This window comes from Evansella halocellulosilytica (assembly GCF_002335745.1).
GTDB classification, from domain to species: Bacteria; Bacillota; Bacilli; order Bacillales; family Salisediminibacteriaceae; genus Bacillus_CA; species Bacillus_CA halocellulosilytica.
Genome location: NZ_NIST01000001.1, coordinates 3,303,397 through 3,315,874, shown reverse-complemented (window position 1 = coordinate 3,315,874; position 12,478 = coordinate 3,303,397). Strand labels below are relative to the sequence as shown.

The following is a 12,478-nucleotide window of genomic DNA, read 5'->3' as shown; positions in this document are numbered from 1 at the left end:
AAGAATGAATACACTAATTATGAGTTCGTTTTTAATTTTGTAAAGTCTTGAAAGAAACCTGGGTATGAAACGTTAATCGCTTCACTATTTAAAATTGTTACTGGTTCATCTGCAATTAGGCTGCAAAGAGCCATTGCCATACCGACACGGTGATCACCAAAACTATCAACTGTTCCACCTGATAAATGGGATTTTCCTTCGATAATCATCCCATCATCCGTTGCTTCAATAGTCGCCCCTAAAGATTTTAGTTGGTCAACCATTGTATCAATTCGGTTTGTCTCTTTTACTTTTAATTCTGCTGCATCTTTAATGATCGTTTTTCCTTCAGCTTGAGTAGCTAGAACAGCTATTGCAGGAATTTCATCTATAAGTCTAGGAATAAGGTCCCCTTCTATTGTAATCCCTTTTAAGTTACTCGTTTTGATCGTAATATTTGCTGTCGGTTCAAAAGTGGCATTGTCGTCATGATCAACAAAAATGGATGCCCCCATTTTTTGTAACACATCAATAATTCCGGTCCTTGTTGGATTAACCCCAACATTTTCTAATGTAATTTCACTTTCTTTCGTAATAGCTCCAGCAACTAACATAAATGCAGCTGATGATATATCACCAGGTACGTGAATATTTGTCGCAGTAAGAGCTTGCGCTCCCTCAATTTCGACTGAACTTTCGTTTATGTTTAGTTCAACTTGAAAAGCCTTTAGCATTCTTTCAGTATGGTCTCTAGATTTATACGGTTCAGTTACTTTCGTTTTCCCAATAGCATTTAAACCTGCAAGTAATATGGCAGACTTTACTTGTGCACTAGCAACTGGAGAAACATAGTTTATTCCATGTAATTGACCGCCTCGAATGGTAAGGGGGGTTAATTGGCCATAATTTCTCCCATCAATGAAAGCATTCATCATTTTTAACGGACCTGTTACTCTTCCCATCGGTCGAGTTGCAATCGAATCATCTCCGGCAAGAACCGAAGAAAAAGACTGAGTTGCAAGAATTCCGGACAACAAACGGATCGTCGTCCCTGAGTTACCGACGTCGAGAACTTTACTTGGCTCTTTTAAACCGTTCATTCCCTTTCCTGAAATAACAATTGAGTCATCTGTTTCGATGATGTCGACACCTAACTGCTTCATGCAGCTTATCGTACTTAAGCAGTCTTCTCCATTAAGAAATCCTTTTATTTCAGTTTTACCTTTTGCAATTGAACCAAACATGACTGCTCGGTGTGAGATTGATTTATCACCGGGTACGTTTATTATTCCTTTTAACCCATTCGCATAAGGTTCTATGACAATGCTCATATGCTTCACTCCTAGGTTAGTTCATATGTATCATACATATGGTCCTTTAACGTTTCTTTTGCTTTTTGTAAATCATTATCTGAACGAAAACTAAGCCGTAATACACCCATAATATCTTCTCGCGACTCAATGATCCTAATATTCGTAATACTTATTAATTGTTTTGCAAGGATTCCTGTCACATCAGAGATCACACCTGGATGATCTGGTACGTCAACGTACAAATCGTAGAATGGCAAAACTGCCCCTTTCTTTTTGGCAGGAAGGCCGTCTCTAATAGCTTTCGCCTCAGAGAAAAACGAGTATACTTTTTGGCTATCACCTTCTTCTAATAACAATTGAACATCTCTCATTAAGTTGTTCCATTCATCAAACATACGTATGAGAGAGTCTTTATTTTGCAACGTAATATCTCTCCACATCGTAGGAGAAGCAGAAGCAATTCTAGTGATATCTCTAAAACCACCTGCTGCAAGCTCGTTTACTAAAGGCTCACCTTTGCCTAATTTTGCAATATGATGTACAAGTGAGGCTGCAATAAGGTGAGGTAGATGACTGATCATCCCAGCGTACCGGTCATGATCCTCTGGAGCTAATTGTATGAATTTTGCTTTTGTGCCCCTAAGCCAGTTTTGCAACGTAATAATTTTACTTGTCTCCGTTTCATTACTCGGTGTTAATATATAATAAGCATTCTCAAAAAGTCTGTCACTTGATGCTTGTACACCTGATTTATGTGATCCAGCCATCGGATGTCCTCCGATAAATGTTGCTCTCCCACTAGCGAAGGAACGCCCTTGTTCGGCAATATCTTTTTTCACACTTCCAACATCTGTAATAATGCAGTTATTTTTAAACTGACATTGTCGCAAATCATTTAATACGGTTAACGCACTTTGTACAGGTGTTGCAAGAATGATTAAGTCTGCTCTTTCACCTTCATTTTGAAGGTTTTCTCCTATTTGATCTATTATCTTTAATGAACGTGCTAGTTTCATTGAACTTTCGTCCACATCGAAACCGACTATGAATGCTTCAGGGTGCTCTTTTTTGATCGATAGTGCAAGAGAGCCGCCGATCAGCCCTAAGCCGATCAATAACACTCTTTTTTCCACAAAAGTTTCCTCCTATGAGCTGATATGTTTAAGCTCTTTGATGATTTGATCGTTTTGTTCTCGGTTTCCTAGTGTAATCCGTACAGCAGTCGGAAAGCCTAACGCTTCTCCATTTCTTGTAATAAATCCTTTTTTTAACAACCGGTCAAATACTTCTCCTCCTGGTATGTTAAAGTCAATTAAAATAAAATTTGCTTGCGATGGGTAATATTTATATCCATACTCCTTACAAAATCCTTCGTATTTCTTCATTTCTGCTCTATTTTTTTCAAAACAATCCCGAATAAATTGCTGATCCTTCAATGCAGCCAGGGCAGCTCTCTGAGCTAATGTATTCGTATTAAAGGGCTCCCTACCAGGGTCTACTGCTTTAATGAGGGCTTCGTGTGCAACACCATAACCGATCCGCAAAGAAGCTAAGCCATACGCTTTTGAAAAAGTTCTTAAAATAATTAAGTTTGGATACTGCTCAAGAAGCGGTAACGTATCCGGGTAATCATCCGCAGCAACATATTCAAAATATGCTTCGTCACTAACGACAAAAACATCTTCAGGTACTTTCTCTATAAAACGATTAAATTTTTCATCATTTACGTATGTGCCAGTAGGATTATTTGGATTACAAACAAATACCATTTTCGTCTTTTCGTCAATCGCTTCTAACATTGCATCAAGATCATGGACGCCATCAACAGATGGTACTTCTCTTATCTCGGTACCTTCTATCACTGCATTATGGCGGTATTGCGGAAATGTTGGACTTGCTGTAACGATATTATCGTCTTTTGATAATATTGAACGACAAAGGATGAGGATGACTTCATCTGAACCGTTCCCAAAAATAAGCTGAGTATCACGTACTCCTAAATGCTCAGCAACTGATTGTCGTAATTGTCGGGCATAGCCATCGGGATATATCGATAAGTCTTGAAATGACTTTTCAATCGTTTCTTTTACTGCTGGCGAACATCCATAAGGATTCTCATTTGAGGCTAGTTTTACGACTTTATCTAAGCCTAACTCTCTTTTTACATCTTCCATTGGCTTTCCTGGCTGATATGGTACAAGATCTAGCATTGTTTCTTTTACTCTCATCTTATTTCTCCTCCAAAGTATAACGATTATCTACTATCGTATTACGAAATGAGCTCTTGTACAAACCCTTTTATCTTATTTAATGCAATTTCTTTTTCAGAGGAAGATTGCAATGCTATTTCATTTTTACCGATAGTCTCAACTAGAGCACTTCCAACGATAACCCCATCACACCGTTCTCGGAAAAAGGATACATGTTCACGTTTTGATATACCAAACCCTGCTAACACTGGAACGTTTGTGATTTTTTTCACTTCTGCTATCGGTTTATCGATCATATCTGAAAACGATTCCCTAGTTCCGGTAACACCATAAGAAGTGACAAAGTACAAGAACCCTTCACTGACTAATGAAATTTTTTTCATGCGCTCCCTTGAACTTGGAGTAATTAATGAAATGAAAGATTTTTTGTCGCTTTTACATAAACGGCGAAGTTTATCACTTTCTTCAACTGGCATGTCAGGAATCAAAATACCATCAATACCTGATTCATCCATCATCTTGACTGTTTGTTCTTCTCCAAGCGATAATACCGGATTTATATACGTAAATAAGATGACCGGTATAGTCAACCCTCTCTTTCTTGCTTCCTTAATACCTAGAATTGCTTTTTTTAAATTCATTCCATTTGCCATTGCACGCATTCCTGCTTCTTGAATAACTGGTCCGTCAGCTAGAGGATCGCTAAATGGAACTCCCCATTCTAAAGCATCAACACCGGATTTTTGTAATGTGAGAGCAATATCTATCGAAGCTTCTAAGTTTGGGTCGCCAGCCATAATATAAGGAACGAATTTTTTACGCTTTTGTTGAAATGTCTGTTCAAGTAATCGATTCATATTACACCTCTCCTAACGCTTCTCTAATCGTATGGACATCTTTATCTCCTCTACCTGATAAACAAACGAGCAGACGTTCATGACTTGATCGTTCCTTTGCTCTTTTCATCGCATATGCCAATGCATGAGAAGATTCTAAAGCGGGTAATATTCCCTCTAATTCACATAATTGTTTCAATGCTTCTATCGCTTCAACATCTGTAATCGATTCATATTTCACCCTGCCGATCTCTTTAAGGTGTGCATGTTCAGGTCCAATTCCAGGATAATCTAGCCCTGCTGAAATTGAGTACGGTTCAATGATATTCCCATTTTCATCTTGTATTAAATAAGATAAAGATCCATGTAATACACCTTTTCGACCTTTAGAGAGCGTTGCAGCATGTTGAGAAGTTTCTATTCCTTTCCCTGCAGCTTCGACGCCAGTTAATTTTACGTGATCGTCAATAAATGGATAGAACATGCCAATCGCATTACTGCCTCCTCCTACACAAGCGATAACTTCATCAGGTAATGTATTGAATTCTTCAAGAAACTGTTCTTTACTTTCTTTTCCTATAATACTTTGAAACTCTCTAACCATTTTCGGATACGGGTGTGGTCCGACTGCTGAACCTATCAAATAAAAGGTATCTTCCACATTTGAAACCCAGTATCGAATTGCTTCATTTGTTGCATCTTTTAATGTTTTCCCTCCGCTATTTACTTCTACTACTTCAGCACCTAACAATTCCATTCTAAATACGTTAAGCTCTTGGCGCTTCATATCCTCTTTCCCCATAAACACTTTGCATGATAAGCCGTACCTTGCTGCGACCGTAGCAGAAGCAACCCCATGCTGACCTGCACCTGTTTCTGCGATAATTTTCGTTTTTCCCATTCGTTTTGCGAGCAGCGCTTGAGCAATCGCGTTATTTATTTTATGGGCACCTGTATGATTTAAATCTTCTCGCTTTAAAAAAATTTGCGCTCCACCTAAATGTTCACTTAACCTCTGCGCTTTTGTTAAGGCTGTAGGTCTTCCGGAATACCTTTTTAATTCTTCAATTAATTCTTTATCATAAGTTGCATCGTGGCGAATCGATTCAAACGATTTTTCTAGTTCATCCAATGCATACATCAAGGTCTCTGGGACATACTTTCCGCCATAATCACCGAACCTTCCTAGGTGATCTGGCTCACTATACGATTTCTTTGTCATATCCATAATCGTCTGCATTTTAAACTCGTCCTTTCTTTTTTCAGATTCTATGCCAGAAGAAATATCGATACCTATTGGGTTGTATTGAAGAAGCTCGTTAAGGTTTTCAATTTTTATTCCTCCAGCAATGAAGCAAGGTACCCCTTGTTTTATTGCTTCTTCCATATATTGAGGAACCGGATCCCAATTAAAGGAAATTCCGCTGCCACCAAGTTCAGGTGTTTTCGTATCAATAATGAACCCGTCTGCTAATCCATTATACTGCTTCATTTTTTCGAAGGCATGACGATCATGATGGATCGTTTTGTATATTTTCGCAGTTGTATCACGCTTTAACTCTTTCAATTGAGCGACACTTTCATCTCCATGTAATTGAATCATATCTAACTGACAGTCATGTGCGATTTTCATCATACTTTCATTCGATTGATTGGCAAAGACTCCAGCAATTTGCTGGGAATATCGTGGTGGACATTGATTCACCCATTTTCTAACGTCGTCTGGATTAACTTGTCGTTTACTTTTAACAAATACAAAACCAATAAAATCGACACCTGATTTAAGCGCATGGAGATAATCTTGTTCTGTACGCATTCCGCAATATTTCAAAAGTGGGGTCATGATGCACCTTCTCCTTCAAACCAATGATTCACGACTGATTGTTTATCGTGACTTTTCATGAACGTTTCACCTACTAACATGCCATGAACGCCTATTTTTTTTAATAAGTTAATATCTTCTTTCGTCTTAATTCCGCTTTCGCTAATACATAAAGATGTTTGTGGGATTAGTGGACGAAGGTCTACAGATGTTTCAATAGTTGTATCAAATGTTTTTAAATTTCGGTTATTAACACCAATCAGCTTAGGGTTTGTAACGGATAAAACCTTTTGAAGCTCTTCTTCATTATGAACTTCAACGAGTACTTCTAATTTCATTTCCTCTGCAATGAGAAAAAATTCTTGTAATTGACTTTTCGATAATATAGCTGCAATTAATAGAATCGCATCTGCTCCTATTAGTTTCGATTCATAGATTTGCATTTCATTAATAATAAAATCCTTACGAAGAACTGGCAATGACACACTTTTTTTCACATTGATTAAATGTTGTTTATCTCCTTGAAAGAACGTTTTGTCTGTTAAGACAGAAATTGCATCTGCCCCAATCTGTTCGTACTGACGTGAAAGCTGCACAGGATTGAATTGATCGACAAGGACTCCTTTAGACGGACTGGCTTTCTTAATTTCTGCAATAATTCCAATTGAATGATTCGGATTTCTTAAAGTGTTGTACAATGAACGATTTGATGAACTGCTCGTGTCATTATGATTAAGTGGTTGAAGAGCTTTTACTTCTTCTTTCTTTTTTTCGACAATTGTATCTAATATTGACATTATGCTAACACTTCCTTTTTACTTTGCTGGAGCTTTTGTAAATGGGTTAAAACTTTCTCACCTAAACCATCTCTTGCAGCTATTACACCTTCTTTTATCGATTCACATTTTCCCGATATATACAATGCTGCTCCTGCGTTCAATAAAAGGAGGTTGGTCGCTTCAGGTGATGCATTCTTATTAAAAATATTCATCATTAATTCGCCACTCTCTTCCACTGTATGAACGATCGCACTGTCTAATTTTCCTTGTTGGAGTCCAGCATCTTCAGGTTTGTAACGATATTCAGTAATATCTTCATTATTCAATTCCGTCACAAATGTCTCCCCCGTTATCGTCATTTCATCTAAGCCGTCTGCTCCCGTAACAAACAATGCTCGATGAACCCCTAATTCTTTACAGGCAAATGCCATTTTCCTACCTTGCTCTCTGTCGTATACACCAATTAACCGATGAGTTGCTCCTGCTGGATTCGTTAAAGGGCCTAATAAATTAAATATCGTTTTTACACCGAGTCTTTTTCTTGCATTAGCAACCTGCTTCATTGCAGAATGATAAATCGGGGCAAATAGAAAACAGAGGGAATTCTTTTTTAACTGCCCAACTGCTTCTTCCTTCGTCGTTTGTATAGGAACCCCTAGGTATTCCAATACATCTGCACTCCCAGTTTTAGATGAAACACTCCTATTCCCGTGTTTTGCAACAGGAACGTTTAATGAACTTAGTAAAATGGCGACAGCTGTAGAAATATTGTACGTTCCTGTTGCATCACCACCCGTACCGCAAGTGTCAATGACTGGAATGTCAGGACTTATTTGAATACTTTGTTCGTTCATTCCTTGTGCAAAACCAATCATTTCATCAACCGTCTCCCCGCGATAATGAAGGATTGATAATATTGCTGCGATTTGTTCATCTACGATTTCTCCGTTCATCATTCGTCTCACTAGTTGTTTTGAATCTTCTTTTGATAATGATTGTTTATTTAATAAGCTCTTTAAATAGTTTGTCATTATTATTTACCTCGCTTTCTTCATTTTGCAGTTCTGCTAACTTAATTGCATACAACAATGCTTTCGCTTTGTTTTTCGTCTCTTCATATTCGACCTCAGGGATAGAGTCATGTACAATACCTGCACCAGCTTGAACAGAAGCGACTCCATTTTTTAAAATGATCGTTCGAATGGCGATACATGAGTCAATTGCTCCATTCCATCCGCAGTATGCAATCGCACCTGCGTACACACCGCGCTCTTGTTCCTCTAATTCTTGGATAATTTCAACAGCTCTTACTTTAGGAGCACCTGATACAGTACCCGCCGGGTGAGCTGAAAATAGAGCTTCGAACTGCTGTGTACCTTTTCTTAATTGGCCGTAAACTTTTGAAAATAAATGCATGACGTGCGAGAAATATGTCAATGACATTAAATCTTTTACATGAACAGATCCATATTCACTCACTTTTCCGATATCATTTCTGGCGAGATCCACGAGCATTAAATGCTCTGCCCGTTCTTTTTCATCGTTTTGTAGCTCTAAAGCTAATTCCTTATCTTCTAATCTCGTTTTACCTCTTGGACGAGTTCCCGCGATCGGATGAATTTCTAATTCACGATTCGTATCAATTTTTATTAACCTTTCAGGAGAGCTGCCGATAATCTCTTCGTCTCCAAACCTTAAATAATATAAGTAAGGGGAAGGGTTAACCTTTCTGAGTACCCGGTACAAATTAATTCCGGAAGATTTTACAGGTATTGAAAACTTTTGTGACAACACACATTGAAAAACATCTCCGGCAGTAATGTATTCTTTTACTTTTTTGACTTTTTCGATAAAAGTCTCTTTCGTTTCGTTTGACCTGACTTGATTAAATACGTCTTCACTTGTTTTCAACTGACTTTGTATCACAGTATTAGTCGTTTTGCCTCTGCTTATCGTATTTATTAATTCCTCTAATTTCTTTGCACCTCTGCTATAGGCTTTATTTACTTCACCATCAAATCTTTCATAATGAATAAGTGTGAGCTGTTCTTTATTATGATTGAAAGCAAGGATTTTTTCGCAAAACACGAGACACACTTTTTGATCATCCTCAGTTGAATCATTTAATCGTTTTTCATTTAAATGGTAAGATTCAAAGCTAAAGTATCCGACCGCTCCTCCTGGGAAGGGCGTGTCTGGTAGGTCAGGAGGCAAACCGTAATATTCGAGACTTTTATCCCAAACCTCTTGAATATGTGCGCCTTCATAAATTTTTAAGCCATTTACCGATTCAAAATGGTACTTTCCATGACGCTCAACTAATACGTGAGTAGCATCTAATCCAATAAACGAATAATTAGACCAAATTGAAAGTTCATCTTTACTTTCCAAAATAAAAGCTGCCCGATCATGAAATAAGTGAAATAACTGAATCGGAGTTGTTGTGTCTGCAACAATTGTTCGTGACATTGGGATTGTTTTGTAGGATTTTGCATAAGATGCAAATGTTTGTTGGCTTGGTTCAATCACAAGATTCACCCTCTCGTTAGAATCTGAGTAATTGAAGCCAGGAGAGATAATGGGGTAACTCTTCAATTTTATCGATTTAAACCATTAAAGTATCAATATAAATAAAACGCCTGCCCGAGACGGCAGACGTATGTATTCATTGATACATCAATCTTCTGCTCAGCTCTCCTCAACTTCTCTCAACTCATCTAATATATTTACTCTCAGCTCAAATAAAAATAAGTAATACTTGCTTTGCTAAATTCTAATCTATTCTTGTAAATATCCTAACGTGACTTCGATTCATTTGTCAATACTAAATCTGGTCTTAAATGAACAGCATTTTTTAAATAAACATGTTGTATTTCATCCTGATTTTTATTCGTTTCTATATTACACATAATCCGTATACAATATTGCAAACTTCCAGGTACAGGAACTTCTTGGGCACACATAACAGGAACATATTGATAACCTTCAATTAACCGTAAAGCACCAGCAGGAAATGCGGCATTTAAGTCCTGCGTCATCGTAATGATTATATGGGAAATATGTTCAGGTTCATAGTCATTTTTCTCTGACATCTTTCTAAGTAGCTCTTCTGTTGCTTCGATAATCTCTTTTTCCTCATTTTGTTTTACAGTCGTCGCTCCCCTTACCCCGCGTATCAATGTTCATTCTCCTTTCTATTTAACAATGAATATATCGCATTTTCGTCTACTTCCACTAAAGATGGTACTCCGAGATCTTTTAGCAAAACAAATCGTACTGTTGAATAAACTGATTTTTTATCTCTTTTCATTCTTTCCATTAATTTGTTCGTTTCAATGTTTTCGGGAATTTCAAAGTCATAATTTAATTGCTTAAGATAATCTTTAAAAGAATCTACATGCAACGAAACTTCGTAATATTTCTCGCTTAATTCTAAAGCGAAAAGCATACCAATGATAACCGCTTCACCATGGGTGATTTTTCCATATCCTAGTTCAGCTTCAATTGCATGACCTAATGTATGTCCGAAATTCAAATAAGCTCTAATTCCTCTTTCTTTTTCATCTTCTTCAACAACTTTTGTTTTAACAGAAATTGAATCTACTAACATATTGGTAAGCAGTTCCATGTCCCAAGAGTGTAACGTCGTAACATTTTCCTGCAGCCAATTTAAAAAGGATGAGTCAGAAATAAAGCCATGTTTTAATACTTCGGCAAATCCTGACCGCCATTCTCGTTCTGGTAAAGATAATAAACACTCCGGGTCATATAATACTAAAGAAGGCGGATGAAAAGAGCCTACCATATTTTTCCCTAACTCATGGTTAATTCCTACTTTTCCTCCTACACTGCTGTCGTGAGCGAGTAAAGTCGTCGGCATTTGTATAAATGGTATGCCGCGCATATAAGTGGCAGCCACAAACCCGGCAATATCACCGACAACGCCCCCTCCTAAAGCAATGATCAGAGACTTACGATCGAGACCTTTCTTTAATGCGTATGTCAAAAGCTCTTCATACATTGTAAACGACTTAGATTGTTCTCCTGAAGGAATAACAAAAGTAAATACCCGATCTTGGCTTAAAAAAGAACTTAGTACATCTTTTAAATAGTAGTTCTTTACATGACTATCCGTAATAATCAAAACCTTAGAAGGTTTCTCATTTACGTATTTAAGAATATACTCCTCAGCGTGGAAGCGAATTCCTTCATGAACAAGTATTGGGTATTGATGTTGAGAGGTTTCGACTGTCAATTTAGGATCGATCATTAAAATTCCCTCGCCTTACTTTCGTACTGCTCGAAATGATCATGTATATCCTCTATTGTATCTGATCCAAATTTCTCTAAAAAGGCATTCGCTAATTCCCAAGCGACAGCTGCCTCACAAACTACTGCTGCTGCAGGGACTGCACAGCTGTCTGACCTTTCTATACTCGCAGAAAATGGTTCTTTCGTATCTATATCAACACTTTGCAAAGGCTTGTATAGTGTTGGTATCGGCTTCATTGCACCGTGAACGACGACGGGCATCCCATTGGTCATTCCTCCTTCAAAGCCTCCTAAACGATTCGTATTTCTTGAAAAACCTTCACCTTCAATATAAATGATTTCATCATGAACTTGGCTTCCGAGCATTCTTGCAGCCTCAAAGCCAACTCCAATTTCTACACCTTTAAAAGCATTGATACTCAAGACAGATTGGGCAATTTTCCCATCCAATTTTCTGTCATAATGGACGTGGCTCCCTAACCCTATTGGTACATTTACGGCAACGACCTCAACTACTCCACCAATTGAATCTCCGTCTTCTTTTGCTTGATCAATTGCTTCCATCATTTTTTTAGAAGCTTCAGCGTCAAGACAACGTACTTCTGATTCCTCTGATTTCGTTTTTAGTTCATAAATTGACGTGTAAGAGCAGTCATTAGAACGAATACCACCGATCTCTAAAACATGCCCGCAAAGCTCGATTTTAAAATATTCAAGTAATTTTTGGGCAACCGCTCCAACTGCTACTCTCACTGTCGTTTCCCTTGCAGACGAACGTTCTAATACGTTTCTCATATCTCGATGGCGGTATTTAATCGCACCATTTAGATCAGCATGTCCTGGCCTTGGTCTCGTTAGTTTTCGTTTAATTTCCTTTTCCTCTTCTTCACTAATTGGTTCGCTCCCCATGATCCTCTGCCAATGTTTCCAATCTTTATTTTCAACGTGAAGAGTAATCGGAGCACCTGTCGTTTTCCCGTGCCTGACTCCACTTGTAATACGAACTTGGTCTTTTTCTATTTGCATTCGTCGTCCTCGACCATAGCCCTTTTGACGTCTTTGAAGGTGTTTGTTAATATCTTCCTCAGTTAAAGGTAAATGGCTAGGTACCCCTTCAATAATTGTCGTTAATTCTGGTCCGTGTGATTCACCTGCAGTTAAAAACCTCATGTCATCAGCTCCATTGTTCTTTATCGCTTTTATGCATTAAATTCTTAGTTTGTTATATTGTGAGCGAAAAACGAATTTTTTTCAAGGTATTTGTAAG

At 37.8% G+C, this 12,478-nt stretch carries 11 protein-coding genes; all 11 read right to left on the bottom strand.

The window, feature by feature from the left end:
• Positions 1 to 17: 17 nt before the first annotated feature.
• Positions 18 to 1,310, bottom strand: a complete 1,293-nt coding sequence (gene aroA / locus CD001_RS15930; RefSeq protein WP_096188640.1) for a 3-phosphoshikimate 1-carboxyvinyltransferase — start codon at positions 1,308 to 1,310, stop codon at positions 18 to 20.
• Between the two features lie 11 nt (positions 1,311 to 1,321).
• Positions 1,322 to 2,425, bottom strand: a complete 1,104-nt coding sequence (locus CD001_RS15925) for a prephenate dehydrogenase (RefSeq protein ID WP_096188639.1) — start codon at positions 2,423 to 2,425, stop codon at positions 1,322 to 1,324.
• A gap of 12 nt (positions 2,426 to 2,437) precedes the next feature.
• Complete coding sequence (hisC, locus tag CD001_RS15920) at positions 2,438 to 3,520, bottom strand: histidinol-phosphate transaminase (RefSeq protein WP_096188638.1); 1,083 nt, start codon at positions 3,518 to 3,520, stop codon at positions 2,438 to 2,440.
• Between the two features lie 41 nt (positions 3,521 to 3,561).
• Complete coding sequence (trpA, locus tag CD001_RS15915; protein WP_096188637.1) at positions 3,562 to 4,359, bottom strand: tryptophan synthase subunit alpha; 798 nt, start codon at positions 4,357 to 4,359, stop codon at positions 3,562 to 3,564.
• A gap of 1 nt (position 4,360) precedes the next feature.
• The gene (gene trpB, locus CD001_RS15910) at positions 4,361 to 6,181 is read right to left on the bottom strand and encodes a tryptophan synthase subunit beta (RefSeq protein ID WP_096188636.1); all 1,821 of its coding nucleotides are present in this window, start codon (positions 6,179 to 6,181) and stop codon (positions 4,361 to 4,363) included.
• Positions 6,178 to 6,957: an indole-3-glycerol phosphate synthase TrpC gene (gene trpC, locus CD001_RS15905; protein WP_257009831.1), complete on the bottom strand. Its 780-nt coding sequence runs from the start codon at positions 6,955 to 6,957 to the stop codon at positions 6,178 to 6,180. Before trpC ends, trpB begins: the two co-directional genes overlap by 4 nt.
• Positions 6,957 to 7,970, bottom strand: coding sequence for an anthranilate phosphoribosyltransferase (gene trpD, locus CD001_RS15900; protein ID WP_096188634.1), 1,014 nt, complete (start codon positions 7,968 to 7,970; stop codon positions 6,957 to 6,959). Before trpD ends, trpC begins: the two co-directional genes overlap by 1 nt.
• Positions 7,939 to 9,468: an anthranilate synthase component I family protein gene (locus CD001_RS15895; protein ID WP_096188633.1), complete on the bottom strand. Its 1,530-nt coding sequence runs from the start codon at positions 9,466 to 9,468 to the stop codon at positions 7,939 to 7,941. The genes trpD and CD001_RS15895 overlap by 32 nt, the downstream gene beginning before the upstream one ends.
• Before the next feature lie 266 nt (positions 9,469 to 9,734).
• Positions 9,735 to 10,118, bottom strand: coding sequence for a chorismate mutase (aroH, locus tag CD001_RS15890; protein ID WP_096188632.1), 384 nt, complete (start codon positions 10,116 to 10,118; stop codon positions 9,735 to 9,737).
• Positions 10,115 to 11,209: a 3-dehydroquinate synthase gene (aroB, locus tag CD001_RS15885; protein WP_096188631.1), complete on the bottom strand. Its 1,095-nt coding sequence runs from the start codon at positions 11,207 to 11,209 to the stop codon at positions 10,115 to 10,117. The genes aroH and aroB overlap by 4 nt, the downstream gene beginning before the upstream one ends.
• Positions 11,209 to 12,381: a chorismate synthase gene (gene aroC / locus CD001_RS15880; RefSeq protein ID WP_096188630.1), complete on the bottom strand. Its 1,173-nt coding sequence runs from the start codon at positions 12,379 to 12,381 to the stop codon at positions 11,209 to 11,211. The genes aroB and aroC overlap by 1 nt, the downstream gene beginning before the upstream one ends.
• Positions 12,382 to 12,478 lie beyond the last annotated feature (97 nt).